Source organism: Allomesorhizobium camelthorni, from assembly GCF_011045125.1.
In the GTDB taxonomy this organism is placed as follows: Bacteria; Pseudomonadota; Alphaproteobacteria; order Rhizobiales; family Rhizobiaceae; genus Allomesorhizobium; species Allomesorhizobium camelthorni.
On record NZ_JAAKZF010000001.1, the window covers coordinates 205,709 to 232,087 of the forward strand.

Consider the following 26,379-nt stretch of genomic DNA (forward strand, 5'->3'; position numbering starts at 1 on the left):
GCCATGCAGTCCCTGAAAAAATACCGGCGCATCACCGTCAAGATCGGCTCGGCGCTGCTCGTCGACCGCGCTGCCGGGCTGAAGCGCGAATGGCTGGCCTCGCTGGCCGAAGATGTCTCGACGCTTGCGGCCGGCGGGGCGGACGTGCTGGTCGTCTCGTCCGGGGCTATCGCGCTCGGGCGCACCGTGCTCGGCCTCGGCAAACGGGCGCTGAAGCTGGAGGAAAGCCAGGCGGCGGCGGCCGTCGGGCAGATCGAACTCGCCGGCGCGTGGTCGGAGGCGCTGGCGCGCTGCGGCCTGAGATCCGGGCAGGTGCTGGTCACACTCGGCGACACCGAAGAGCGCCGCCGCTATCTGAACGCACGCGCGACGATCTCGACGCTGCTCAAGATGAAGGCGGTGCCGGTCATCAACGAGAACGACACGGTGGCGACGTCTGAAATCCGCTACGGCGACAATGACCGGCTGGCGGCGCGGGTGGCGACCATGATGGGCGCCGACCTGCTGGTGCTGCTGTCCGATATAGACGGCCTCTACACCGCGCCGCCGGCGCACGACGCGGCGGCCAAGTTCATTCCGGTCGTCGAGCGCATTACGCCCGAGATCGAGGCGATGGCGGGAGCCGCGGCCTCCGAGCTGTCGCGCGGCGGCATGCGCACGAAACTCGATGCCGGCAAAATCGCGACGGCGGCGGGAACCGCGATGATCATCACCTCGGGGACAAGGCTCTCGCCGCTGATGGCGATCGAGCGCGGCGAGCGGGCGACATGGTTCAAGCCGAGTGCCAATCCGGTCAAGGGCTACAAGAGCTGGATCGCCGGACAGCTCGAACCGGCGGGAAGACTGACGGTTGACGCCGGCGCGGTCGGCGCACTGCTTTCGGGCAAGTCGCTGCTGCCGGCCGGCGTGAAACTGGTCAGCGGCAATTTTTCGCGCGGCGACACGGTGGCGATCCTCACGCCCGAGGGCCGCGAGATGGCGCGCGGCCTTGTTGCCTACGATGCCGCCGATGCCGTAAGGATTGCGGGGTTGAAGACGGCCGAGATCGAGGCCGTGCTGGGCTACGAGGCGCGCTCGGCGATGATCCACCGCGACGATCTGGTGGTGAGCATGCGCGAACCGATGGAAGAAGCCCGGGCTGAAGGATGAGCCATGCTGACGACGCATGAGAAACCCCGCGAGGACACCGCCACCCTGATGGCCGATATCGGCCGCCGGGCGCGGGCTGCGGCGCGGCCATTGGCGATCGCCAGCGCCGAACGCAAGCACGCGGCGCTGATCGCCATGGCAGATGCCATTCTGCGCGGCGAGGACAAGATTCTGGCCGCCAACGCCATCGATCTGAAGAATGGCGAGGAGGCCCGCCTCGGCGCGTCGTTCATGGACCGGCTGAAACTGACGCCGGCCCGCATCCGCGACATGGCCGACGGGATCAGAGCTATCGCCGAACTCCGCGACCCGGTCGGCGAGGTCATCGCCGAATGGGACCGCCCGAACGGGCTGCATATAGAGCGCGTGCGCACGCCGCTGGGCGTCATCGGTGTGATCTACGAAAGCCGGCCCAATGTGACGGCTGACGCCGGAGCGCTCTGCCTGAAAGCCGGCAATCCGGTGATCCTGCGCGGCGGCTCGGATTCGCTGAATTCTTCGGCCGCGATCCACGCCTGCCTGGTGGAGGGGTTGAAAGCGGCGAAGCTGCCGGCCGACGCGATCCAATTGGTGCCGACCACCGACCGCGCCGCCGTCGGCGAAATGCTGAAGGGGCTTTCCGGCAATCTCGACGTCATCATCCCGCGCGGCGGCAGGAGCCTGGTCGAGCGCGTGCAGAACGAAGCCCGCGTGCCGGTCTTCGCGCATCTCGAAGGCATCTGCCATCTCTACATCGACAAATCGGCCAAGCTAGACATGGCGGTCGCGATCGCCGTCAACGCCAAGATGCGGCGCACCGGCATTTGCGGCGCGGCGGAGACGCTGCTTGTCGATCGGGCAGCCGCTTCGACGCATCTCGTGCCGGTGCTGCAGGCACTGAGAAATGCCGGCTGTGAGATCCATGCCGATGAGGAGGTTCTGGCCGTATTCTCCGATGCGCAAAAAGCCGTTGAGGCAGACTGGTTCACCGAATATCTCGACGCCATCATCGCAGTGAAGCTAGTCGACGGCGTTTCCAGCGCGATCGAGCATATTGAAACCTATTCCTCGCACCACACCGAGGCGATCGTCGCCGAGGACGCGGCAACCGTCGAACGGTTCTTCAATGAGATCGACTCGGCGATCCTGCTGCACAACGCCTCGACCCAATTCGCCGATGGCGGCGAATTCGGCATGGGTGCGGAGATCGGCATCGCCACCGGCAAGATGCACGCGCGCGGCCCGGTCGGCGTCGAGCAGGTGACCTCGTTCAAGTACCGCGTGCGCGGTTCGGGGCAGGTGCGGGCGTGAGCGCTTGTAGCGGCAGACGGTTGAACGTCCTTGCTGTTGAATAGCGCTTTGGTGCCCTACGTTGCCCCCCTCTGTCCTGCCGGACATCTCCCCTACGAGGGGGGAGATTGGCCGGCCGAGCCGTCTTCGCCAATCACCAGGGTTGCAGGAGTGGCGGATCGGGCGAAGCTGCTGATCTCCCCCCTTGTGGGGGAGATGTCCGGCAGGACAGAGGGAGGCAACGTAGGGCACGACAAAGCAGTCCTACGCGATTGGCCATCTTATTGCGCGGCAAGGGGCTGAGGAGTGTCTCCAACCGACATCCTCCATCACCACCTCCGCATGCCCCATGTCGAAAAGGGCATGGCGGTCGGGCTGTTCGGCGGCTCGTTCAATCCTTCGCATCGCGGCCATGCGCTGGTCGCCGAGATCGCGCTCAGGCGCCTCAAGCTCGACCAGCTCTGGTGGATCGTCACGCCCGGCAATCCGCTGAAGGCCTCCAGCGAGCTTGCGCCGCTCTCCGAGCGCCTGAAGCTTTCCGAAGCGGTTGCCCGGGATCCGCGCATCAAGGTCACCGCCTTTGAGGCGCGCCACAATGTCCGCTACACGGCCGACACGTTGGCGCTGATCAAGGCGCGCAATCCCGGCGTCGATTTCGTCTGGATCATGGGCGCGGACAATCTGCGCGATTTCCACCATTGGCAGCGCTGGCGGCAGATCGCGCTGACCTTTCCGATCGCCGTCATTGACCGGCCGGGCGCGACCTTGTCCTTCCTGTCCTCGGTGGTGGCCAAGACCTTCGACTATGCCCGTATCGACGAGGCGGACGCGCCTCGACTGGCGCGGATGAAAGCGCCTGCCTGGACCTTCATCCACGGACCGCGCTCCTCGCTGTCATCGACCGCCATCCGCAACGGGTCGAAGGGCAAAGCCCCGCCGGCATGATCCACACGCGCCAATCCGGCGGTCCAGCACGCCGCCCGCCTGTCGATGTCGCTTTTGCCGCTTCCTGAATCCCGTGCCGCAGGCAAGCTCGCCGCGACATGAACGCCGCGCACCCGAAACCAATCGAGCAGAACGAGGCCGGCGATGCGCCGACACCGGCAATCGCGGTCGCCAGCGTCATCGTCGCGCTGGCGCTGGTGGCGGTCGGCAACGGACTGATGTTCGCCTACATACCGGTGCGGCTCGGCTCGGAAGGATTTCCGCCGACCTGGGCCGGGAGCATCCTGACCGGTCTGTCGGCCGGCGGCATGGCCGGCTGCCTGCTGACAGGGCGGATCGTGCGCCGTGTCGGCCACGCTCGCGCCTTCATGGTGTTTTCCGCGCTGATCGTTCTCTCCAACGCCCTGGTCGGCGCCGGCGTCTATCCGGTTCTCTGGATCGTTGCGCGCGCGCTTTACGGCTTCGCCATCAGTGGCGTGTTCATCGTGGCGCAGAGCTGGCTGAACGATGTCGTCGCCAACTCGATCCGCGGCCGGGTGATGGCGATCTTCTATGTCAGCTACATTGTCGGGCTGGGCGTCGGCTCGTTCATGTTGAGCTTCGTCGACATTACGATTTCGGAAGCGCCGCTGGTCGGCATCGCCTTCACCGCACTGTCAATCCTGCCGGTCGGGCTGACAAGGCTGCGGCCGCCGCCTCCGCCGGAATCCGCTTCCGTCGCGCTCGGGCGGGCATGGCGGATTTCGCCGGTCGGCATGGCCGGCATGCTGGCCGTCGGCGGGCTGTCGATGATGGTTGCCGGCTTCGCGCCGATCCACGCCACCGCGAAGGGTTATTCGCAGCAGGAGGTGGCGACGCTGATGTTCGCCATGCCCCTTGGCACGCTGCTGTTCCAGATCCCGCTGGGCTGGGCCTCCGACCGCACCGATCGCCGCTATGTGCTGATCGCGGCTTCGCTGCTCGTCGTCCTGGCCGGCATCGTCGCGAGCCGGATGGACGGCAGCGCGCTGGCCGTCATGATCGCCATCTATGTCGTGTGGAGCGGTTCGAGCGAATCCATCTATTCCCTGTCGAGCGCGCACGCCAACGACCGGGCGTCGAAGGACGACCTCGTCACGCTGTCTTCGACGATGCTGTTTGCCTGGTCGCTGTCAGGGTTCCTTGTGCCCGGACTGGGAACTATTCTGACCGCGCTCTACGGCACGCAGTCCTTCATGTATGTGGCAATCGCCATCGGCGCCGCCTTCTGCCTTTTCGTCGCCTGGCGCGTGCTCACAACGAAGGCCGTCGCTGTCGCCACCGTGACGGGATATTCGCCGATGACCGCGCAGGCGCCGTTGCCGGTGGAACTCGCCTTCTCGACGGACGAAGAGTCTGACGGCCGGTAATCGGCCGAAACCGGACCATGTCTTGAAACCGTTACCCGACTCTGCCTATCTATCGAGTATTCGCAATAATGCGGATGTTGGTTGTTCCTGTTTCGAAAGGAAAGACACTGAGAACAGCACTACGGAAGAAGGCAGTCGTCATGCCTTCGCCGGCCGGGATGAGCGGAAACGCAGCCGTGTCCCGCGCCCTCGACACCGTCCTTGCCAGTCTGGAAGACTCCAAGGCCGAAAATATCGTCTCCATCGACATTCAGCGGAAATCGAGCCTCGGCGACTATATGGTCGTCGCTTCAGGCCGTTCCCACCGTCATGTCGCGGCGGTTGCCGACCAACTGCTCACGGCGCTCAAGGATGCCGGCCTCGGCACCGCGCGCGTCGAGGGCCTGGCGGGCGCCGACTGGGTTCTGATCGATTCAGGCGATATCATCGTCCATGTCTTCCGCCCCGAAGTCCGCGACTTCTACAATCTCGAAAAGATGTGGCAGGCGCCGGATCTCGAGGAAGAAACGGTTCACTGAACCGTTCACGGCCGGGACAGGATGCGCATAGCCGTACATGCCGTGGGCCGGATGAAGTCCGGCCCCGACAAGGAATTGGCCGAGCGCTATTTCGATCGCTTTTCCAAGAGCGGCCCGGCCTTGGGCCTGGAATTTACCGGCGTGACGGAAATCGCGGAAAGCCGCGCCCAGACCGCCGGCGAGCGCCGCCGCGAAGAAGCGCAAAAACTGTCGGCGCAGCTTGGCGCCGGCATTTCCCTCATCCTGCTCGATGAGCGCGGCAAAAACCTGTCATCGGAAGAATTCGCCCGGAAGATCGGTTCGATGCGCGACGATGGCCGGCGTGGCCTAGTCATTGCCATCGGCGGGGCGGATGGTCACGAGGCGTCTTTACGCGAACAGGCCGCCTTGGTTCTATCGTTCGGCGCGATGACATGGCCGCATCAGCTCGTCCGCATCATGCTGGCCGAGCAGCTCTACCGCGCCGCCACCATACTGTCGGGCCATCCCTATCACAGGGCCTGATGGTGGGCGTTTCGCCGAAAGCGTGTCTTGCCCCTGTCGTTATGGTTGATGGTCCGTTAACGAACGAGCCGATAGAATCCGGGCGGCATGTGGCGCGAATTATGACGATTGTGACGGGACCGAAAGCGGAGCTACTGCGCCGCGGCATATTTGCCGCCGCGATGCTGCTGCTTGGCGCAGGTTTCGCCCATGGCCAGGACCGCGTTCCCGAAGCGGCAGCGCCCGATCTGCGGCGCGCCGAATATGAGCGCGTGCTGCGCGAATCCGAGCTTTCGGCCGAGCGGCTGGAAGAACTTGCGGCCGAGATCGCGGACGTCAAGAAGGATCACGCCTCGATCACCGCCAGCCTGATCCAGTCGGCCAAGACCGAGCAGAAGCTCAGCCAGGACATAGACGACATCACCGGCAGGCTCGAAGCGTTGAAGGATCAGGAGGACGGCATAAGGCGCTCGCTGAGCGCCCGGCGCGGCGTGCTCGCCGAAGTGCTTGGCGCGCTGCAGCGAATGGGCCTGAATCCGCCGCCGGCAATCCTGGTCAAGCCGGAGGACGCGCTGTCGTCAGTGCGCAGCGCCATCCTGCTCGGCGCCGTCGTGCCTGAACTGCGCGCCGAGACAGACATCCTGCTGGCCGACATGAAGGAGATGATGAGGCTTTCAGCCTCGATCGAGGCCGAGCGCGGCCGTCTCGTGGCGTCGGTAGGCGAGCAAGTCGCCGAAAAGCAGCGGCTGAACCTCCTTCTCCAAGAGAAGCAGAAGCTTCAGAGCGAGGCCGAAACCGCGCTCGCCGAGGAGCAGCGCAAGTCCGAACAACTCGCAGCCAAGGCATCGAGCCTTAAAGACCTGATCGCGGCGCTGGAAAAGCAGGCCGAGGAAAGCCGCCTGGCCGAAGAGGCGCGGCGGAAGGCCGAGCAGGAAAAGGCCGAGCGCGAGGCGGAAATCGCGGCCCTGCCCGACGCCAACCGGCTGCTCTCGGCCGCCCCCTTCGCGTCGCTGCGCGGGCAGGTGGCGATGCCTGTTGCGGGCCGCATGAAGCGCCGCTTCGGCGCCAAGGACGGTAACGGCGGCGTGATGCTCGGCGACATGGTTGCGACACAATCGGGAGCCATCGTCACCGCGCCTGCCGATGGGAGCGTTCTTTATGCGGGGCCGTTCCGTTCGTATGGACAACTCTTGATCCTGGATGCCGGAGACGGCTATCATGTGGTTCTGGCGGGCATGAGCAGAATCAACGTCACTCTTGGTCAGTCCGTCCTAGCCGGCGAACCAATCGGAGCGATGGGGGAAGCCAGGGTAGCTAACGCCTCGGCTGCGAGTGCAAATACCGCGCCGGAACTCTATATTGAGTTCCGCAAAGATGGAAAACCCGTCGATCCGGCCCCGTGGTGGGCGGAGCGTCTTTCTGGAAGGACAGGAAATGGTACGTAAATTGTCGCTTCTGTTTGCCGGTGCGCTGATGGGCGCATCCGCCATGAGCCTCGTCTATGGCGCGCCCGGGTCGACAGCCAATGCGGCGGGCTCCGACACATATCGCCAGCTGGCGATATTCGGCGACATTTTCGAGCGTGTGCGGGCGCAGTATGTGACCCCGCCCGAGGAGAAGTCGCTGGTGGAAAACGCCATCAACGGCATGCTGACCTCGCTCGATCCGCATTCCTCCTATCTCAATCCGGAAGCCGCAAAGGACATGCGGGTTCAGACCAAGGGTGAGTTCGGTGGCCTCGGCATCGAGGTCACCATGGAAAACGAGCTGGTCAAGGTGATCACGCCGATCGACGACACCCCGGCCGCCAAGGCTGGCGTACGCGCCGGCGATTTCATCGCCGAGATCGATGGCGAGGAAGTGCGCGGCCTGACGCTGAACGACGCCGTCGAAAAGATGCGCGGCCTGGTCAACACGCCGATCACGCTCACCATCCTGCGCGAAGGCGCCGACAAGCCGCTCGAAATCACTATCGTGCGCGACATCATCAAGGTGAAGGCGGTGAAGTTCCGCGTCGAGAACGATGTCGGCTACATGAAGATCACCTCGTTCACCGAGAAGACCTTCGACGATCTGGAAGCCGCGATCAATTCGATCAAGAGCCAGGTTCCGGACGACAAGCTCAAGGGCTACGTGCTCGACCTGCGCCTGAACCCGGGCGGTCTGCTCGACCAGGCTGTCAGCGTCTCCGACAGCTTCCTCGATCGCGGCGAGATCGTTTCGACCCGCGGGCGCGATCCGAAGGACATCACCCGCTTCGATTCGCGCCCTGGCGACATGATCGACGGCAAGCCGCTGATCGTGCTCGTCAATGGTGGCTCGGCCAGCGCCTCGGAAATCGTCGCCGGCGCGCTGCAGGATCACCGCCGCGCGACGGTGGTGGGCACGACCTCGTTCGGCAAGGGTTCGGTCCAGACGATCATCCCGCTCGCCGAGAACGGCGCGCTGCGCCTGACGACCGCGCTCTACTACACGCCGGCCGGCAAATCGATCCAAGGCAAGGGTATCTCGCCCGACATCAAGGTCGAGCAGCCGCTGCCGGAGGAACTGCAGGGCCGAGACGTCTCCCGTGGCGAGTCGGATCTGAAGGGCCACATCAAGGGCGTCGAGGAGAGTGACGAGGGTTCGGGTTCGGCAGCCTATGTGCCGCCGGAAGCCAAGGACGACATCCAGCTCCAGTATGCGCTCGAACTGCTGCGCGGCCAGAAGACGGATCCGGCATTTCCGCCCAATCCGGAAAAGGCCGTGATGAACCAGTAGGCCGTTTTTAACTCTACTCTGACGGTCATCTAGAGCGATTGTCTGCGCTTCCGGTGCTCACGGACTTGAATGTCCGCTCCGCTCCGGTTCTCGAAAATCACTCTATATGACTCGCCAGAGCGAGTTATAATCCGGCCTACACGATCGACCGCGTACTGCGTATTGCGTTGCTGCCGGGACCCGCAAGGTTCCGGCAGTTTGATTCAGGGACTGTTCCGCCGGCAGGGGATTTGGCGTGGCACCAGCAGACAAGGACATTGAACGCCCGCTCGGGCAGGCGGTTCGGCCGGCGCGCCGGGCGTGGCCGCGTTTTCGCGCCGGGCAGGTCGCCGCGGTTACGGCCGCGCTCTGCGTCGTGGCCTTTTCCGGCGCTATCGCGCTGCGCGAAAGGCCGTTCCGCAACCCGGCGGCGATCGTGGTTTCCACCCCGCAGGCTGAGGCGCAAGCCATCGCGCCCGACATATCCGCCGCGCCGGTCGAACCGGCTGCGGTTCCCGACGGTCCCTCCATCATCAACGTCAATCCGCCCGACGGCTCCGGCAAGGGCGTTGTGATCATCCGCGACCCGTCGGAGTTCGGCCAGAATTTGCGGGTCGCCCATCTTCCCGACAAGGCGCTGATCGAGCAGAGCGAAACCGGCCCGCTCCCGGTGCGCGCCGGTGACGGCAGGCGTCCCGTCGACGTTTACGCCCGTCCCTGGTCGGGCGCGCGCGGTGCGCGCGTTGCGATCGTGATAGGCGGCCTCGGCCTGTCCCAGACCGGCACGCAGGAAGCGATAGCCAAGCTTCCCGGCGAGATCACGCTCGCCTTCGCGCCGCAGGGCAACAGCATCGGCCGCTGGATGCAGGAGGCGCGCCGCACCGGTCACGAGATCATCATGCAGGTGCCGCTCGAGCCGTTCGACTTCCCCAATGTCAATCCGGGCCGCAACACGCTGACGGTGGACGCCACGTCTGAGGAAAACCTGGAGCACCTGCACTGGGCGCTGTCGCGCACCACCAACTATACCGGCGTGATGAACTATATGGGCGCGCGCTTTTCCGCGGACGCCACGGCCATGGGTCCGTTCTTGGCCGAACTCGGCAAACGCGGCCTCCTCTATCTCGACGACGGCTCGACCGCGCGTAGCGTGGCGCCCGAACTCGCCCTGAAGAACCGCGTCCCCTTCGCGATCGGCGACACGGCCATCGACACGGTCCGCAATCGCGGCGAGATCCTGAAAAAGCTCGATGAACTCGAACGCACGGCGCGCGCCAAGGGCTACGCCATCGGCACCGGCTCGGCCTTCGAAATTACCGTCGACGCTGTCGCTTCCTGGGCGCAGGAAGCGAAGAAGCGCGGCATCGAGATCGTTCCCGTTTCAGCGCTGACGACAGACCCCGAACGAGGTTAGACCATGCCGAAGAAGCGAAATGTCAGGGCCGAGGATCTGCCCTATCGGCCCTGCGTCGGGGCGATGGTGCTGAATGCCGAAGGCCGGGTCTGGGTCGGGCATCGCCTTGCCGAACCAGACGGCGAAATGGCGACTTCGCATCAGCTCTGGCAGATGCCGCAGGGCGGCATCGATCCCGGCGAGGAGCCGTTGGAGGCGGCACGCCGCGAACTCTTCGAGGAAACCGGCATGGAAAGCCTGAAGCTGCTTGCCGAGACGCCGGACTGGATCAACTACGATCTTCCGTCCGAACTTGTCGGCATCGTCTGGAAGGGAAGATACCGCGGCCAGACGCAAAAATGGTTCGCCTTCCGCTTCCATGGCGACGAGAGGGAGATCCGCATCAACCCGCCGCCCGGCGGCCATTCGCCCGAATTCGACCATTGGGACTGGAAGAGAATGGACGAACTGACCGGCCTTATCGTGCCGTTCAAGCGCAAAGTCTACGAAGAGGTGGTCGGGGCCTTCCGGCATCTGGTGGATTGACGAGGTTCCGTGCAAGGAAACCTGCCTTAAATCATTGCTTGAGGCGAATCCTGTCGCAATACTAGCTCCAAACAGGGAAATTTTGCATTGCTAGGCAATTCTGTCGCGAGATATTGCGTTGAATCTGCGAGGGCATTATTGGTGCTGCGAAAACTGCAGGAAGCGGGCGCTCCACGTGCAAGACTCATTCGGACCGCAGGACGTGAACCAGGCCGGCGCGATCCTCTCCATTGATCTCGGTGCGATCCGGGAAAATTACCGCATCCTCCGGAGCCGGCTGACGCGCGGCCGATGCGCTGCCGTGGTCAAGGCGAACGGCTATGGGCTGGGGGCTACGCGGGTTGCGAAAGCCTTGGTGGAGGATGGCTGCGATACGTTCTTCGTCGCCCATGTCGCGGAGGGCATCGAACTCGAGCGCTCGATCGGGCGGGACGTCGCAATCTACGTACTAAACGGCGTCCCTCCCGGCGCTGAAACGCAATGCGCAGCGGCCGGGCTGATCCCTGTCCTCAACAGCACCGAGCAACTGCAAGCCTGGCGCGCCGCCGCCCGCCGTCTCGCCAAACCGTTGCCCGCCGCTCTCCAGATCGACAGCGGCATGTCGCGGCTCGGTCTTGCGCCGTCTGAAGTCGATGCGATCACCGCAGATCCGGCGTCGCTGGACGGGATAGATCTGAAGCTTGTGATGAGCCATCTCGCCTGCGCCGACGAACCCGACAGCCCGGCCAATGCCCTGCAGCTCCGCAACTTCGAAGCGTTGCGCGCGAAGCTGCCGTCGGCGCCGGCATCGCTTGCCAATTCCTCCGGCATATTTCTCGGCGGCGGTTTTCATTTCGACCTCGCCCGGCCGGGCGCGGCGCTCTACGGCGTCAATCCGACACCCGGCAAGCCGAACCCGATGCGGCAGGTCGTCAGCCTTGCTGCCAAGGTGATCCAGACGCGGACGCTGGAGGCGGGCGCCGGCGTCGGCTACGGCCATTCCTATCGCGCCGCCGGCGGCTTGAGCGTCGCCACGATCTCGCTCGGCTATGCCGATGGCTGGCCAAGGCATGCGGCGTCGCGCGCCTTTCATGACGGCGTGCCTTTGCCCTTCGCCGGCCGTGTATCGATGGACAGCATCGTTCTCGACATATCGGCGCTGCCGCCTGGCACCCTAGGCACGGGCGATACGGTCGAATTGATCGGCGCGCATCAGACGGTGGACGAGGTCGCCGCGCAGGCCGGCACGATCGGCTACGAAATACTGACCGGCCTCGGCAGTCGCTTTCACCGCATCTACGAAGGCGGGTGAGCGGCTTTGCCGTAGCCAAGGCAGTTTGAAAAGGGGTTTGGACGAGTGAAGGTTCTGGTTCTGGGCAGCGGGGTGATCGGCGTCACCACCGCTTATTATCTCGCGCAGGCAGGGCACGAGGTCGAGGTCGTCGACCGCCAGAGCGGGCCGGCGCTCGAGACGAGCTTCGCCAATGCCGGCGAGGTTTCGCCGGGCTATTCCTCGCCCTGGGCCGGCCCGGGCATTCCGCTGAAGGCGATCAAATGGCTCCTGATGCGGCACGGCCCGCTGGTCGTGCGGCCGAAATTTGACCCGGCCATGTGGTCGTGGCTCTTGAAGATGCTGCGCAACTGCACCTCCGCGCGCTACGCCATCAACAAGGCGCGCATGGTGCCGATCGCCGAATACAGCCGCGACAGCCTGCGCGCTCTGCGCCAGGAGACCGGCATCGCCTATGACGAGCGCAGCCGCGGCACGCTGCAGTTGTTCCGCACCCAGGCGCAAGTCGACGGCACCGGCGGCGACATCGAGGTGCTGAAACAGTTCGGCGTACCGTTCGAAGTCCTGGACCCGGCAGGCTGCATCGCGGCCGAGCCAGCACTCGCCAAGGTTCGCAACAAGATCGAGGGCGGCCTCCGTTTGCCCGGCGACGAGACCGGCGACTGCCAGATGTTCACCGAACGGCTGGCTGCACTGTGCGCCGGGCGAGGCGTAAAGTTCCGTTTCGGAACGGCCATCGACAAGATTTTGGTCTCCGGTAAAGCCGTGACCGGCGTGGCGACCAGCGCCGGTTTGCTGACCGCCGAGGCCTATGTCGTAGCGCTTGGCAGCTATTCGCCGTTGATCCTCAAGCCGCTCGGCCTTTCCGTTCCGGTCTATCCTGTGAAGGGCTATTCGATCACCGTGCCGATCACCGATCCTGCCGGCGCTCCGGTCTCGACTGTCATGGACGAGAGCTACAAGGTCGCGATCACCCGGCTCGGCGACCGCATCCGTGCAGGCGGCACCGCCGAGATTTCAGGCTACGACCTCCGGCTCCATGACGCGCGGCGCGACACGCTGGAACATTCGGTCGGCGAACTGTTTCCGAATGGCGGCGCGCTCAAGGACGCGAAATTCTGGTGCGGGCTCCGGCCGATGACGCCGGACGGCCCGCCCATTATCGGACAGGCAGGGCCGAAGAACCTTTACCTCAACACCGGCCACGGCACGCTCGGCTGGACGATGGCCTGCGGTTCGGGCCGCGTGCTCGCCGACCTGATCTCGAGAAAGAAGCCGGAGATCGACATGAGCGCTCTGGGCCTGAGCCGCTACGGATAGGCAAGGCAATCGCCTTCCGCCGCCGCGGCGTGTTCCTTTCTTGGAGCGCCTAAATTTTAGGCACGCGTTGGTGCAAATACGGTCAAAAAGACGGCAGCGCCACGCGTCGTTGGCCGTGTAGAGAATTCATTAACGAATTATTCTGGCTGCGCCGTCGACGTTGGCACGCCCCTTGCTTCCCTTGGCTCAGCAAAATAATCCAAGGGGGATCCGATCCTGTTCCGGATAGTGGCTGCGATTTTGGTTCTGACGGCATTTGCGCCGGATGCCGTTGCACGCCCGATGGACATCGGCGGCCCGACCAGTTCGCCGATCGGCCATTTTGAATTCTGCAAGAAATGGCGCGACGAATGCGCCAGGATCGCGGAGCCGTCCGGTCCCGAGGCGCTTAGCGAAGCGGCGTGGGCGGCCATCAGGCAGGTCAACGAGCGCATCAACTCCGAGATCGCTCCGAAGACGGACCGGGAACTCTTCGGCAAGGAAGAGCTGTGGACCTTTCCCAAGAGCGCCGGCGATTGCGAGGATTTTGCGCTGCTCAAGCGCCGCATTCTGATCGAGGAACAGGGCCTTTCGCCTTCGAACGTACTTTTGACGGTAGTGAAGAGACAAAACGGCGAAGGCCACGCCATCCTGACGCTGCGAACCACGGAAGGAGATTTCGTGCTCGACAATCTTCATCCGGCGGTTCGGCCCTGGGATGCTGCGAAGGGCTACAAATTCATCAAGCGCCAGTCCTCCGAACATGCGGCCGCATGGGTATCGATCGGCGTTCCCGGCCCGGCGCCCGTTCTGTCGGCGGGCAGCAAGCCGTGAGGAGCAGGCGGGACTTTCCGCACCGAAATTTTTTCGCGCTCCGATTGTAATTTTCGCGAATTGGTGGCCTCATCAGGTCCTTGGGTACCTGGAGGGCATTCGCCATGTTTAAACGCCTCTTCGCCGAATTCCTCGGCACTTTCTGGCTTGTGTTCGGCGGTTGCGGCAGCGCCGTTCTCGCCGCCGCGTTCCCCGATGTCGGCATCGGGCTGCTTGGTGTTTCGCTGGCTTTCGGTCTGACGGTTCTGACTATGATCTACGCCGTCGGCGGCATTTCCGGGGGCCACTTCAATCCGGCCGTCTCGGTGGGCCTGCTCGTCGCCGGCCGCTTCCCGGCAAAGGATCTCGTGCCCTATGTCGCCGCCCAGATCGTCGGCGCGGTCGTCGGCGCGGTGGTCCTCTACCTGATCGCCAGCGGCAAGGCGGATTTCTCGCTGGCGGGCGGCTTCGCTGCCAACGGCTATGGCGAGCATTCGCCCGGCGGCTACTCAATGGCTGCGGCGCTCCTGGCCGAGATCGTGCTGACCTTCATGTTCCTGATGATCATTCTTCGCGTCACTTCCGGCGACGTGCCGGCCGGCTTCGCGCCGATCGCCATCGGCCTGACGCTGACGCTGATCCATCTGATCTCGATACCGGTCACCAACACTTCGGTGAACCCGGCCCGCTCGACCGGCCCGGCCTTGCTGGTCGGCGGCTGGGCGATCCAGCAGCTCTGGCTGTTCTGGGTCGCGCCGCTCGTCGGCGCAGCGCTCGCCGGCTTTGCCGACAAGGCCCTGTTCGAGAAGCGGCCCGATGCGGCCGCCCAAACGCCAGCCTGAACCGGCAGGATTACAGGAAAACGGCGCCCTCGGGCGCCGTTTTCATTTCGCATTAAAGTTGCCGATCAGGTGAAATATTGCCCGCCATTGGCGGTGATCGTCGAGCCGGTTATGAAGCCGGCGTCGTCCGACGCAAGGAACACGACACAGCGCGCAATTTCATCCGCCTCGCCGAGCCGCCCGACCGGGATCTGCGCGATGATAGATTCGCGAACCTTTTCCGGCACCGCCATCACCATGTCGGTGGCGATGTAGCCGGGGCAGATCGCGTTTACGGTTATGCCCGCCCGGGCGCCTTCCTGCGCCAGCGCTTTGGTGAAGCCGAGATCGCCCGCCTTCGCCGCCGAGTAGTTCGCCTGCGCGAACTGGCCTTTCTGGCCATTGATCGACGAGATGGTGATGACGCGGCCGAATTTGCGTTCGCGCATGCCATTCCACAGCGGGTGCGTCATGTTGAACACGCCCGAAAGATTGGTGTCCAGGACTTCGCGCCACTGCTGCGGCGTCATCTTGTGAAACGGCGCGTCGCGGGTGATGCCGGCATTGTTGACCAGAACCTCCACCGGCCCGAGATCGTCCTCGACCGCCTTGATGCCGGCGGCGCAGGATTCGTAGTCGGCCACCGACCATTTGTAGGTCTTGATCCCGGTCTCGTCGGTGAATTTCCTGGCGGCCTCATCATTGCCGGCATAGTTCGCGGCGACGTTGTAGCCGGCCTTTTTCAACGCGATCGAGATCGCCGCGCCTATGCCGCGCGATCCGCCCGTGACGAGTGCGGTTCTGGTCATTGATGGTCCTCCTCCTGTTAAACAGGGGAGTCAAGGGAATAGGGGAGTAAGGCAATAGGGGCCAGTCATAACCCTACTGCCCTACTGCCCTACTCCCCTACTCCCCTAATTCATCGCTTCAAAACACATCGCCACGCCCATGCCGCCGCCGATGCACAGCGTCGCCAAGCCCTTCTTCGCGCCGCGGCGCTTCATCTCGAAGGCCAGTGTGTTGAAGATGCGCGCGCCGGATGCCCCGATCGGATGGCCGATGGCGATGGCGCCGCCATTGACGTTCACGATCTCCGGATCCCAGCCCATATCCTTGTTGACGGCACAGGCCTGCGCGGCGAACGCCTCGTTGGCCTCTACGAGGTCGAGGTCGCCGACCGACCAGCCAGCCTTTTCCAGCGCGCGGCGCGAGGCGGGAATCGGCCCGGTGCCCATGATCTGCGGATCGACGCCTGCGGTCGCCCAGGAAACGATGCGCACCAGCGGCGTAATCCCGCGCCGCGAAGCCTCGGCCTCCGTCATCAGCACGGCCGCCGCCGCACCGTCGTTCAGCCCCGACGCGTTAGCCGCCGTCACCGTACCTTCCTTGTCGAAAGCGGGGCGCAGCTTCTGCATGGCCTCGATCGTCGCGCCATGACGGATATATTCGTCTTGGTCGACGACCGTGTCGCCCTTGCGGCCCTTGACCGTCACCGCAACGATCTCGTCCTTGAACTTTCCGGCCTTCTGCGCGGCTTCCGCCTTGTTCTGCGAGGCAAGCGCGAACTCGTCCTGGGTCTCGCGGCTCAACTGCCACTGGCGCGCCACGTTCTCGGCGGTGATGCCCATATGGTAGCCGTGGAAGGCGTCCCACAGCCCGTCCTTGATCATCGTGTCGATCAGCTTGAAATCGCCCATCTTCACGCCGGCGCGCATATGCTGGCAGTGCGGCGACATCGACATCGATTCCTGGCCGCCGGCCACGATGATCCTGGCGTCGCCGGTGGCGATCTGCTGCATGCCGAGCGCGATGGCGCGCAGGCCCGATCCGCACACCTGGTTCAAGCCCCAGGCGGTGGTCTCCTTGGGCAGGCCGGCGCCGATGGCGGCCTGCCGGGCCGGGTTCTGGCCTTCGCCGGCCGTCAGCACCTGGCCGAGGATGACCTCGTCGACCTCCTGCCCATCGACGCCGGCGCGCGCCAGCGCTTCCTTGATGACGACGGCGCCGAGTTCGTGCGCTGTGGTGTTGGCGAACGCGCCGTTGAACGAACCGACGGGCGTGCGGGCGGCGCTGGCGACTACGATTGCGTTGGAAGCGGACATTTTCGTCTCCGGGCTGATACGGGAAGCAGGGTTCAGGCTTTTTCTTGCCCTTTCCACAAGCTGAGTCAAATCGAATTGCCGGCCGGCAGCCTTGCGTCAGGCGGCGGAGAGGCCGCATGCTGCGCCGTTCGCCGCAGCATGACTGCAGCATGAACTTTTGCACTGCACAAAGCGCTTGGATTTGTGACGCTTTTGCGCATATCCTGTTTTCGGCGCAATCGTTACCGGCTGCTTACGCAAGGTCCGGTCTTCCTGGGAGGAATGTGGATGCCCGCAAAAGACGATCCGGTTGTTATAAAAAAATACGCCAACCGACGGCTCTACAATACGGGCACCAGCACCTATGTGACGCTGGAAGATCTGGCCGAGATGGTCAAGAGGGGCGAGGATTTCACCGTCCAGGATGCCAAGACCGGCGACGACATCACCCATCCGGTGCTGACGCAGATCATCTTCGAACTGGAGAACAAGGACGGCCAGAACATGCTGCCGATCCCGTTCCTGCGCCAGCTCATCGCCTTCTACGGCGACCAGATGCAGATGATCGTGCCGAGCTTCCTCGAACAGTCCATGACGGCGTTCGCCAAGGAGCAGGAGCGCTTTCGCGAGCAGATGAAATCGGCGCTCGGCAAAGGGCCGATCGACATGATGAAGATGCCGGCGCCGCTGAAAGCGCTGGAGGAGCAGACGCGGCGCAACATGGAAATGTTCCAGAACGCGATGCGCCTGTTCACGCCCTTCCCGCCGGCCGGCTCCTCAACTCCGCCGGAGCCTGAGAAGAAGGAAACTTCTCCGAAATCCGACGATCTTCAGGAGCTGAAGGATCAGATCGCTGCCATGCAGCGCAAGATCGATTCCATGGGGTGAGGAATGGTCCGCGCAGCGGACGAAAAGCCAACGATTTGGCTTTTCGAATGACGAACGCCCGGAGCCCTAGCGGAGGGCCGGGCAGGCCGCCGGTTCGCGGAACGCGAATCGCCATGCCGATGGGCGGCTCAACCTTTCGCCGCGGCTTCCAGGCCGGCGATGTCGAACTTCACCATCTTGTGCATCGCTTCGGAGACCCGTTTCGCCTTGCCACGATCGGGATCGCTCATGAGTTCGCCGAGCCGCTTGGGAATGATCTGCCAGGAAAGGCCCCAGCGGTCCTTTAGCCAACCGCATTGCTCTGTCGAGCCGCCCTCCTTCAGCGCGTCCCACAGGCGGTCGATCTCGGCCTGGTTGTCGCATTCGACCATGACCGAGAAGCTGTGGTTGAACGGATCGAGCGGGCCCGCCTCGATCGCCATGTAGCGCTGGTCGCCGAGCGTGAAGGCCGCGATCTTGACGCTGCCCGCGGGTCCGCTCGGGTTGTCAGCGGGCACCGCCGAGACCCACTGGACCGACGAGCCGGGAATGAGGGAGGTGTAGAAGCCGATGGCCGCCTCCATGTCCTTCTCGAACCAGAGATGTTGAGTGACCTTCATCGCGGTGATCCTTCCTTGAGATCGGGGTTCAGCCGAAACGGGCACGCGCGGAAAGCCCGGACGCAGCCGCTTCTCGTTTCAAGGACGAACGACAAGGCGGCCTCCCGACAAATGCGACGATTTTCTTTGCCACGCGGCAGGGAGTCCGCTGGGCTGCGTGGATAAATCCACCTCCATTCTGGCCAGCGCGAAGAAATTTATCTTGAGAGATCAATGACATGTGAAATTATGGGAGAAACTTTTGTTCACACCCCTAGCGCTTCCCGCATAGTTATCGGCAGTTTCTCCCGCGGGAACACCGGTCGCGACGGTGATCTGTGGGGAGTAACCGGCGCCTCCGTCCTGCCGCCAACGTAGCGGCAGGCCTGGGCAGGTTCCGTCCAAGGGTTCCCGCCGGGGCACTACGGTCCCGGAGTGCTGGACGAGCACATAGGGCGGCCCGGGATTAGGTGGCCGTAAGCAGCTTCGGCCGCCGCCACCGTGAAGCCGACTGCCGATGAGGCAACTGGCTTCAGTCCCGGCAAACCGCACAGCGGAACGGACGGAAACGACAAAGCGCCGGCGGGGTGCGAGGACCGCGCCACGTTACTTTACTTTAGGAAGGCTCGGCCTCGCGCCCCGCTTCCCGACTACTCCTTCGACCTCATCCTGAGCGTGTCGAAGGGTCGAAGGGCTCTTTCAGAGGCCAGACGCGAGAGCGGGTGTGGCAATGAGAAAGTGCGCCGGCGCTTTCCCTTCGTGGGGAGGGCGATCCCGCCGGCCGCTACCCCAGATGAACGTCGCGCCCGGAGGCGCGCAGAGACACCGAGAATCCCGCCAGCACGTCGACCAGGGTGATCACCATCAATGTGAAGAACACCGGATGGGCCGCGCCTTTGACCAGCAGAAACTCGACCAGGAAAGCCACGAAGACGAAGGTGGAAAGCAGATGGTCGACCACCGAGGCGTTCGACGTGCGCGTCGATTTCACGATCTCGACGAACAGCAGCAGGAGCGCGGCCACGATCAGCGAAATCCCGAGCGTCATCGAGAACACGCCGCCGGACATCATGGTGAACGAGAATATCTCCGTCGCCCAGGGATCGCCTTCCGGACCATCACCGAAGAAGCCGGCGAGGCCCATATTGTAGAGGATGAACGGCACGATCAGCAGCGGAATGCTCGAAAGCATTGGAATCTCCCATCTCGCACGATCCCGAAAAGTTGCAGACTTTTCGGATCAGATCATGCGCACGACACTGGATGACGGCCTATTGAAGACGGGATTTTGCCGCGTCAAGCAATCGGCGCCGCCGCAAATGAAAAGGACCGGCGCTTGGCCGGTCCTCGTTCATTAGGCGTTAAACGCAGTAGCGCTCAGCTTTCCTTCGGCGTCAGCACCTGGCGGCCGCGATACATGCCGGTCTTCAAGTCGATGTGATGCGGGCGGCGCATCTCGCCGGAATTCTTGTCCTCGACATAGGTCGGGGCCTTCAGCGCATCGGCCGAACGGCGCATGCCGCGCTTGGACGGCGAAGTTTTTCGTTTTGGCACAGCCATGGAATTGCTCCATCTATCGGTAAAGGCCCGGCATGCTCTCGTTGAAGAGCCGTGCGATCCGGACCGGAATCTGAGAAAGTCGGCGAGCCTATACACGGCAAAGCCGCGATTGACCAGCCCGCCGCGAAATTTTTTGGATGATGCGGCGCTATGCCCGCCGATCCGTCAGCGGCGCTCCCGGGTAAGGCCTATTCGAGGCAACGCACATAGCCGCCGGACTTCGCCGCCCGCCGCTGGATCGTGCTGGCGAGCCGCTTCAGGCCGGGGCCTGGCCTGGCCGGGTCGCGGGCGGCCGGATTGGGCAGCGTCACCGCCAGCAGGGCTGCCTGGCGCGGCGTCAGCTCGCTGGCCGAAACGCCGAAATGGTGCTGCGCGGCGGCCTCTATACCGTAGACGTTCGGCGCCCATTCCGCGATGTTCAGGTAGATTTCCATGATCCGCCACTTGGGCATCACGATGTCGAAATAGACCGCCAGCGGCAGTTCGAGCGCCTTTCGCACTACCGAGCGGCCGTTCCACAGATAGAGGTTCTTCACCGTCTGCATCGGGATCGTGGAAGCGCCGCGCGTGGCCTCGCCGGCCAGCGCATCGTCGAGCACCACCTTCAATTCGCCGAGGTCGATGCCGTGATGCCCGCAAAACTGTCCGTCCTCCGACATGATGACGGAATGGGCGAGCACGGGCGTGATGTCTTCAAGCGGTACCCAGCGCCGGTCGTAGCCCGAAAACGTCGCCAGATCCTTGAGCATCAGCGTCGAGACCGGATGCACGAAGGGCAGGAGATAAACGAATGTCAGGACCACCGGCAGAAGCGCGAGCACGATCGCGCCCGTCACGGCGCGGCGAACCCACAGGCCTGTCGTGGCGCGCGATCTTCGTCTCCGCTTCGGCGCCATCGCCAGCCTCTCGGTCTCGGGATCGACTATCGGTTCGTCCAAGCCGCCTGCCTCTGCCTCTCTCTTGCACCCGGCATAATGGTGCTTGGCCTCCCGCGCAATGTCCGAGCCGGCAACAGGCGCGATTGCGGACGCTTGACCGGGTGCACGATTGCCGTAAACGGTCGAATCATGACGATTTCAGCCGATTTGCCGTTCGAGGCCATTCTCGAAGCGCGCGCCGAAGCGGTCGAGGCGCTGTTGCGGCGGCTGCTCGACGACCGCGCCCGCAGCGGCGAGATCGCGCGGCCGGCCGGCCTGATGGCGGCGATGCGGCACGGCGTGCTCAATGGCGGCAAGCGGCTGCGTCCTTTCCTGATGCTGGAAAGCGCTGCCCTCTTCGATCCCGAATCCGACAGCGATGCCGCGCTGCGGGCCGCCGCGGCGCTGGAATGCGTGCATTGCTACTCGCTGATCCATGACGATCTCCCGGCGATGGACGATGACGATCTGCGCCGCGGCCAGCCGACCGTCCACAGGGCCTTCGACGAGGCGACCGCCATCCTCGCGGGCGACGGCCTGCTGACGCTGGCCTTCGACATACTGGCCGATGACACAGCGGCCGAACCGCTTTCGGCGCAGACGCGGCTCGACCTTGTCCTTGGCCTTGCGCGCGCCGCAGGCGCCGGCGGCATGGTCGGAGGACAGGCGCTCGACCTGCAGGCGGAGCGCACGCCGCCGGACGAGACCGGCATCATCACGCTGCAGGCGATGAAGACCGGCGCATTGATCCGCTTTGCCTGCGAGGCCGGCGCGATCGTCGGCGGCGCGCCGGCGCCCGATCGCGAACGCCTGGCCGAATTCGGCTCGGCCATCGGACTGGCCTTCCAGCTTGCCGACGATCTCCTCGACCTCACCGCCAATGCCGAGACCATGGGCAAGGCGACGGGCAAGGACCAGGCGGCGGGCAAGGCGACGCTGGCGGCGCTACACGGTGTGGAATGGGCACGCAGCCAGCTTTCCGGCCTGATCGAACAGGCCCATGCGATACTGGAACCCTATGGCGAGCGTGCCGCGGTTCTGAAGTCGGCCGCAAGCTTCATAGCCGACCGGCGCAACTGACCGGCCTTTCCATCGCGCCATTACTTTCGGCTGCACGGGAAATAGTAGCCCAAAGCCTTGCGCTTGAACGTTTCTTTAATGGTAATGAGGCGTAATCCGGATCTGTAAAATTTTGCGTATGTGTCCGGAGAGTGCGTTGCCTGACTATTCATCGTTTATCCGGTCGATCCGGATCCGGTATCTTTCCGGGCTGCTTGCCTTCGCGCTGACCTCCGGCGCGATCATGTATGCGCTGAACGGCGTCAACGCCTTCCGGCACGATATAGACGAGATCAACGAGCAGATGGTCTCGCTCGCACGCGATCTGCGCAACGCCACCAACTTCGCCGAGACGACCACCACGGCATGGCGCGCCGAGACGCGCGACGCGCTCAAATCGGCCGCTCGCGGCCATGCTGAGCGCCTCAATTCCAGCATCGAGACGCTCACCGCGGCCGTTTCAAACGTCAGGTCGCGCTTGTCCAAGAAGACCGCGGACGAACTCGATTCCGCCTCCGTTAATGGCGACCTGTTCTGGTCGGCCCGCGATATGGTTCGCAATCTGGATGTGCTGGCCACGGCCCAGGCCCCGAATGAGGCCGCCAATCGCGAAATCGACAACCAGAACAAGTTTTTTGCCCAGCCGTCGCTGATCCGGGCAGGGACAGCGCTGGACGCCGAACACGAGCTGGTCGAGGCGCGCGGCAACAGGCTGCTGCTTTGGGCGAGCACCGCATTGCTGGCTGTGCTCGCGAGCGTCGCCATCTGGATATTCCGTCCGATGGAAAAGGCTATCCGCCGAGCTTTCGCCCAATCCTCGGAATCGCTGTTCAAGGCCGAGGCGGCCGACCGCGCCAAATCCGAATTCCTGGCCAATATGAGCCACGAGATCCGTACGCCGATGAACGGCGTGCTCGGCATGGCCGAACTGTTGGCCAAGACCGAACTCACGCCGCGCCAGAAGACATTCACCGAGGTCATCGTCAAATCCGGCAATGCGCTGATCACCATCATCAACGACATTCTCGATTTCTCGAAGATCAACGCCGGCCAACTGACGCTCGATCCGGCACCGTTCCGGCTGGCCGAGGCGGTCGAGGATGTGGCCACGCTGATGTCGGCCCGCGTCGCCGAGAAGAACCTCGAACTGATCGTCCGTGTCGATCCGCGCCTGCCCAGCGACCTTGTGGGTGACGTCGGCCGCTTCCGCCAGATCGTCACCAACATGGTCGGCAATGCGGTGAAGTTCACCGAAAAAGGCCACGTCCTGATCGACGTCTCCGGCGAGGTGGTCGACGAGACGGTCCAGCTCAAGGTTCGCGTCGAGGATACCGGCATCGGCATACCGGCCGACAAGCTCCAGACCGTGTTCGAGAAATTCGCGCAGGTCGACGGTTCGTCGACCCGCCGCCATGAAGGCACCGGGCTCGGGCTGGCGATCGCCGCGCGGCTGGTCGACCTGATGGGCGGCACGATCGGCATCGAGAGCGAGGTCGGCCGCGGCTCGGTGTTCTGGTTCGCCGTGCCGCTGCCGGCGCATGCGGCAGGCACGAAGAACGAGATCGTTCCGGTCGACGTCACCGGCGCGCGCGTTCTGGTTATCGACGACAATCCGGTCAACCGAGAGATTCTGCTCGAGCAGTTGAGAAGCTGGGGTTTCGACTGCGCGGCTGCTGAAAGCGGCGCCGTGGGCCTCGCCTTCCTCGACCGCGCCAGTCAGCTCGGAGCGGCGATCGACTGCATCATCCTCGACTACCAGATGCCCGGCATGAGCGGCGCGGACGTCGCCAAGGCGATAAGCTCCGACGTTCGGCTTTCCAGCATTCCCGTGGTGCTCTTGACCTCGGTCGACCATATCGATTTCGGCCGGCTGGTCGTCGAATACGGTATCGCCGCGCATCTCACCAAGCCCGCCCGCTCGGCCATGCTTCTCGGCACGGTGATTGCGGTGATCCAGCGCGCCCGCACCAATGTCGGCAAGGCGCATTTCGTCCGCGAGCCCGTACAGCAGTTGCAGAACGCCGTCGCGTCGGCCTTCACAGCGCTGCGTGGCGGGCCGGCCGCCAGTTCCGAACGCGATGCCGCCCTATCGGGCAATGCGCCGCTCGACATTCTGGTCGCCGAGGACAATGAGGTGAACCAGATGGTGTTCGGGCAGATCCTCTCCGGCCTCGGCCTCTCCTACCGCATCGCCGCCAATGGCCGCACCGCCGTCGAGATGCACCGTTCGCTGCAGCCGAAGCTGATCCTTATGGACGTCTCGATGCCGGAAATGAACGGCTACGAGGCCGCTTGCGCCATCCGGGAGTTCGAGAAATCCACCGGCGCGCACATCCCGATCATCGGCGTCACCGCGCATGCGCTGAAGGGCGACCGCGAGAAGTGCCTGGAAGCCGGCATGGACGACTACATCCCGAAGCCGGTCTCGCCCGACCGCCTCGGCGCCAAGATCGGCTCGTGGCTCAGCGAGACCGCGCTGGCGAAAACGGCTTAGTTTCAATGGCTTGCGAAGAGGCCGCCGGCTCTACCGGTTCCTCACCACGATACATGATCCGCCGGCGCCGCGCAGTTGCTGGCAGATGATGTCGGCATTGGCGCGGTTGTCGACGCCGATCCTCACGGCATAGATGCCGCGGCGGCCGATCGGCGTGCGCACGCGGCTAACGACCGGCTCGTAGTCGGCGAGCAGCGCGGAAAACCGCCCTTTCAGGCGCTGCCACTGCTTTATCGCGGCTGCGCGGCGGAAATTTCCCGCCACCTGGACGCCCCAGGGCTTGATGTTGACCGTCGCCATGGCGGTGACTGTGGATTGAATCACCGGCAGACGCCTGCATGCATCGCGAAAAGATTTTTTCGGATCAATGGGTTGAACGTTTCCGACGTAGCCGGTCTCGGAAAATTTGTACACAAAGTCGCCCATGATGTCGAAAACGTAGTCTTCGGTCTCGATCGGCAGGAATCCTCCGGAGTTTAGCCAGCGCGAGACGCGGTTCTCGCCGGCATTGTAGGCGGCCGCCGCGAGCCCGAGATTTCCGAAGCCCGATTTCAACTCGCCGAGGTATCGTGCGGAGGCCGGTATCGCCTTCTCGATGTCGAAGCTGTCGTCGAGCCCGCGCAGCGCAGCCGTGCCCGGCATGAACTGCGCGATGCCTTCGGCGCCGGCCGGGCTGACCGCGTTGGGGTCGAACCTGCTCTCCTTCCAGATCAGCCGCGCAAAAAAATCCTTGGGAAGGTTGTTACGCTCGGCATGGGTTTCGATCAGGTCGCAGACCCGGTCGATCGTAACAGGCGGTGGGCCGAGCGCCGATGACGGCTCGGCCCCAGCCGGAGCGCCGGCCGCAAGAACTGCCGTGTAGGCCAGGCACAGCTTTCGCCGGGCGACCCGCATCTTCTATTCCGCCGCGGCCTTGCCGCCGCGGCCGAAGCGCTGCTCGATATAGTCAGCGACCATCTTTTCGAATTCTTCGGCGATATCGGGGCCGCGCAGCGTGGCGGCCTTCTTGCCATCGATGAACACCGGGGCGGTCGGCATCTCGCCCGTGCCGGGCAAGGAGATGCCGATGTCGGCGTGTTTGGATTCTCCCGGCCCGTTGACGATGCAGCCCATCACCGCGACCTTCAACTCCTCGACGCCCGGATATTTCTCGCGCCAAAGAGGCATGTTCTTGCGCAGATCCGCCTGGATGTTCTGCGCCAGTTCCTGGAACACGGTCGAGGTGGTGCGGCCGCAGCCGGGGCAGGCCGCCACTGTCGGCACGAACTGGCGAAAGCCCATGGTCTGCAGAAGTTCCTGCGCCACCTGCACCTCGCGGGTGCGGTCGCCGTTCGGTTCGGGCGTCAGCGAGACGCGGATCGTGTCGCCGATGCCCTGCTGCAGCAATATGCCCATGGCCGCCGAAGAGGCGACGATGCCCTTGGAGCCCATGCCGGCCTCGGTAAGGCCGAGATGCAGCGCATGGTCGGAGCGCTTCGCCAGTTCGGTGTAGACTGCGATCAGATCCTGCACCTGGCTGACCTTGGCCGACAGGATGATCTTGTCGCGAGAAAGCCCGATCTCCTCGGCCGCGTGTGCGGAAAGCAGCGCCGACTGCACGATCGCCTCTCGCGTCACCTCCTGCGCGGTCAGCGGCGAGCCCTCCTTATGGTTCTCGTCCATCAGCCGGGTCAGAAGGTCGGCGTCGAGCGAACCCCAATTGACGCCGATGCGCACCGGCTTGTTGTAGCGGATCGCCATTTCGACGATGGCGCCGAACTGCTTGTCCTTCTTTTCCTTGAAGCCGACATTGCCCGGGTTGATGCGGTACTTGGCCAGCGCCTCGGCGCATTCGGGGTGATCGGCAAGCAGGCGGTGCCCGATATAGTGGAAATCGCCGACCAGCGGCACGTTGACGCCGAGCCGATCGAGCCGCTCGCGAATGCCCGGCACCGCGGCGGCGGCCTCGTCGCGGTCGACGGTGATGCGCACGATCTCGGAGCCGGCGCGGTGCAGCGCCGCGACCTGGCGAACCGTCTGGTCGACATCGGCTGTATCGGTATTGGTCATCGACTGGACGACGACCGGCGCACCGCCGCCGACGATCACGCCGCCGACATCGACGCCGACCGATTTGCGGCGGGCAAAGGGGGCGGAAAAATACCCGGTCATTTGGCCGGCCTCTTAAGC

General features: G+C 64.2%; 25 protein-coding genes. 17 read left to right on the plus strand and 8 right to left on the minus strand.

The features are described from left to right. Nucleotides 1–3 precede the first annotated feature (3 nt). The 14 genes from proB to aqpZ all read left to right on the plus strand — a co-directional run bounded on the left by proB (nucleotide 4) and on the right by aqpZ (nucleotide 14,654). A complete protein-coding gene (proB, locus tag G6N73_RS01030; protein WP_165021988.1) occupies nucleotides 4–1,149 on the plus strand; it encodes a glutamate 5-kinase in 1,146 nt (381 codons plus the stop codon). A gap of 3 nt (nucleotides 1,150–1,152) precedes the next feature. After that, nucleotides 1,153–2,439: a glutamate-5-semialdehyde dehydrogenase gene (locus G6N73_RS01035; protein ID WP_165021991.1), complete on the plus strand. Its 1,287-nt coding sequence runs from the start codon at nucleotides 1,153–1,155 to the stop codon at nucleotides 2,437–2,439. 321 nt (nucleotides 2,440–2,760) lie between these two features. Further along, nucleotides 2,761–3,363, plus strand: coding sequence for a nicotinate-nucleotide adenylyltransferase (locus tag G6N73_RS01040; RefSeq protein ID WP_165022766.1), 603 nt, complete (start codon nucleotides 2,761–2,763; stop codon nucleotides 3,361–3,363). A gap of 98 nt (nucleotides 3,364–3,461) precedes the next feature. Continuing rightward, nucleotides 3,462–4,751: an MFS transporter gene (locus tag G6N73_RS01045; protein ID WP_165021994.1), complete on the plus strand. Its 1,290-nt coding sequence runs from the start codon at nucleotides 3,462–3,464 to the stop codon at nucleotides 4,749–4,751. A 140-nt stretch (nucleotides 4,752–4,891) separates the two neighbouring features. Then, nucleotides 4,892–5,269, plus strand: coding sequence for a ribosome silencing factor (gene rsfS, locus G6N73_RS01050; RefSeq protein ID WP_165021997.1), 378 nt, complete (start codon nucleotides 4,892–4,894; stop codon nucleotides 5,267–5,269). Nucleotides 5,270–5,290: 21 nt separating this feature from the next. Then, entirely contained in the window at nucleotides 5,291–5,773 is a 483-nt protein-coding gene (gene rlmH / locus G6N73_RS01055; RefSeq protein ID WP_165022000.1) for a 23S rRNA (pseudouridine(1915)-N(3))-methyltransferase RlmH, read from the plus strand. 101 nt (nucleotides 5,774–5,874) lie between these two features. Beyond that, nucleotides 5,875–7,197 carry a murein hydrolase activator EnvC family protein gene (locus G6N73_RS01060; RefSeq protein ID WP_165022003.1) on the plus strand — a complete coding sequence of 441 codons (1,323 nt, stop codon included), beginning with the start codon at nucleotides 5,875–5,877 and terminating at the stop codon, nucleotides 7,195–7,197. After that, nucleotides 7,187–8,512: a S41 family peptidase gene (locus G6N73_RS01065; RefSeq protein WP_165022006.1), complete on the plus strand. Its 1,326-nt coding sequence runs from the start codon at nucleotides 7,187–7,189 to the stop codon at nucleotides 8,510–8,512. The genes G6N73_RS01060 and G6N73_RS01065 overlap by 11 nt, the downstream gene beginning before the upstream one ends. A gap of 235 nt (nucleotides 8,513–8,747) precedes the next feature. Further along, entirely contained in the window at nucleotides 8,748–9,905 is a 1,158-nt protein-coding gene (locus G6N73_RS01070) for a divergent polysaccharide deacetylase family protein (RefSeq protein ID WP_165022009.1), read from the plus strand. 3 nt (nucleotides 9,906–9,908) lie between these two features. Continuing rightward, nucleotides 9,909–10,430, plus strand: coding sequence for an RNA pyrophosphohydrolase (locus G6N73_RS01075; protein ID WP_165022012.1), 522 nt, complete (start codon nucleotides 9,909–9,911; stop codon nucleotides 10,428–10,430). Nucleotides 10,431–10,605: 175 nt separating this feature from the next. Then, on the plus strand, nucleotides 10,606–11,721 hold the full coding sequence (gene alr / locus G6N73_RS01080; protein WP_165022015.1) for an alanine racemase: 1,116 nt from the start codon (nucleotides 10,606–10,608) through the stop codon (nucleotides 11,719–11,721). A 45-nt stretch (nucleotides 11,722–11,766) separates the two neighbouring features. Further along, nucleotides 11,767–13,020 carry a D-amino acid dehydrogenase gene (locus G6N73_RS01085; RefSeq protein ID WP_165022018.1) on the plus strand — a complete coding sequence of 418 codons (1,254 nt, stop codon included), beginning with the start codon at nucleotides 11,767–11,769 and terminating at the stop codon, nucleotides 13,018–13,020. Between the two features lie 228 nt (nucleotides 13,021–13,248). Then, entirely contained in the window at nucleotides 13,249–13,833 is a 585-nt protein-coding gene (locus G6N73_RS01090) for a transglutaminase-like cysteine peptidase (RefSeq protein WP_343044523.1), read from the plus strand. A gap of 80 nt (nucleotides 13,834–13,913) precedes the next feature. Next, nucleotides 13,914–14,654 carry an aquaporin Z gene (gene aqpZ / locus G6N73_RS01095; RefSeq protein WP_281352814.1) on the plus strand — a complete coding sequence of 247 codons (741 nt, stop codon included), beginning with the start codon at nucleotides 13,914–13,916 and terminating at the stop codon, nucleotides 14,652–14,654. Between the two features lie 65 nt (nucleotides 14,655–14,719). Here aqpZ and phbB read toward each other — a convergent pair whose 3' ends face one another. Together phbB and G6N73_RS01105 are read right to left on the minus strand one after the other, a co-directional pair. Next, nucleotides 14,720–15,442, minus strand: a complete 723-nt coding sequence (phbB, locus tag G6N73_RS01100; RefSeq protein ID WP_165022024.1) for an acetoacetyl-CoA reductase — start codon at nucleotides 15,440–15,442, stop codon at nucleotides 14,720–14,722. Nucleotides 15,443–15,547: 105 nt separating this feature from the next. Beyond that, on the minus strand, nucleotides 15,548–16,735 hold the full coding sequence (locus G6N73_RS01105; protein ID WP_165022027.1) for an acetyl-CoA C-acetyltransferase: 1,188 nt from the start codon (nucleotides 16,733–16,735) through the stop codon (nucleotides 15,548–15,550). A gap of 267 nt (nucleotides 16,736–17,002) precedes the next feature. On the opposite strand from G6N73_RS01105, the gene phaR reads away from it, so the two are divergent. Continuing rightward, nucleotides 17,003–17,602 (plus strand): polyhydroxyalkanoate synthesis repressor PhaR, encoded by a 600-nt coding sequence (gene phaR / locus G6N73_RS01110; RefSeq protein WP_165022030.1) that lies wholly within the window; start codon nucleotides 17,003–17,005, stop codon nucleotides 17,600–17,602. A gap of 128 nt (nucleotides 17,603–17,730) precedes the next feature. Here phaR and G6N73_RS01115 read toward each other — a convergent pair whose 3' ends face one another. The 4 genes from G6N73_RS01115 to G6N73_RS01130 form a co-directional block, all read right to left on the minus strand. Continuing rightward, nucleotides 17,731–18,201, minus strand: coding sequence for a VOC family protein (locus G6N73_RS01115; RefSeq protein ID WP_165022032.1), 471 nt, complete (start codon nucleotides 18,199–18,201; stop codon nucleotides 17,731–17,733). Between the two features lie 763 nt (nucleotides 18,202–18,964). Further along, on the minus strand, nucleotides 18,965–19,372 hold the full coding sequence (locus G6N73_RS01120; protein WP_165022035.1) for a hypothetical protein: 408 nt from the start codon (nucleotides 19,370–19,372) through the stop codon (nucleotides 18,965–18,967). Between the two features lie 185 nt (nucleotides 19,373–19,557). After that, nucleotides 19,558–19,740 carry a 50S ribosomal protein L32 gene (gene rpmF / locus G6N73_RS01125; RefSeq protein ID WP_008834724.1) on the minus strand — a complete coding sequence of 61 codons (183 nt, stop codon included), beginning with the start codon at nucleotides 19,738–19,740 and terminating at the stop codon, nucleotides 19,558–19,560. A 188-nt stretch (nucleotides 19,741–19,928) separates the two neighbouring features. Continuing rightward, a complete protein-coding gene (locus G6N73_RS01130; protein WP_425484029.1) occupies nucleotides 19,929–20,678 on the minus strand; it encodes a biosynthetic peptidoglycan transglycosylase in 750 nt (249 codons plus the stop codon). Nucleotides 20,679–20,807: 129 nt separating this feature from the next. Here G6N73_RS01130 and G6N73_RS01135 point away from each other — a divergent pair, with 129 nt between their 5' ends. Continuing rightward, the gene (locus G6N73_RS01135; RefSeq protein WP_165022038.1) at nucleotides 20,808–21,737 is read left to right on the plus strand and encodes a polyprenyl synthetase family protein; all 930 of its coding nucleotides are present in this window, start codon (nucleotides 20,808–20,810) and stop codon (nucleotides 21,735–21,737) included. Between the two features lie 136 nt (nucleotides 21,738–21,873). Then, on the plus strand, nucleotides 21,874–24,210 hold the full coding sequence (locus G6N73_RS01140; protein ID WP_165022042.1) for a response regulator: 2,337 nt from the start codon (nucleotides 21,874–21,876) through the stop codon (nucleotides 24,208–24,210). A gap of 30 nt (nucleotides 24,211–24,240) precedes the next feature. On the opposite strand, the gene G6N73_RS01145 is transcribed toward G6N73_RS01140, so the two are convergent. Together G6N73_RS01145 and ispG are read right to left on the minus strand one after the other, a co-directional pair. Continuing rightward, nucleotides 24,241–25,104 (minus strand): lytic transglycosylase domain-containing protein, encoded by an 864-nt coding sequence (locus tag G6N73_RS01145; RefSeq protein ID WP_165022045.1) that lies wholly within the window; start codon nucleotides 25,102–25,104, stop codon nucleotides 24,241–24,243. Nucleotides 25,105–25,107: 3 nt separating this feature from the next. Then, entirely contained in the window at nucleotides 25,108–26,361 is a 1,254-nt protein-coding gene (gene ispG / locus G6N73_RS01150) for a flavodoxin-dependent (E)-4-hydroxy-3-methylbut-2-enyl-diphosphate synthase (protein WP_165022048.1), read from the minus strand. Between the last annotated feature and the right edge of the window lie 18 nt (nucleotides 26,362–26,379).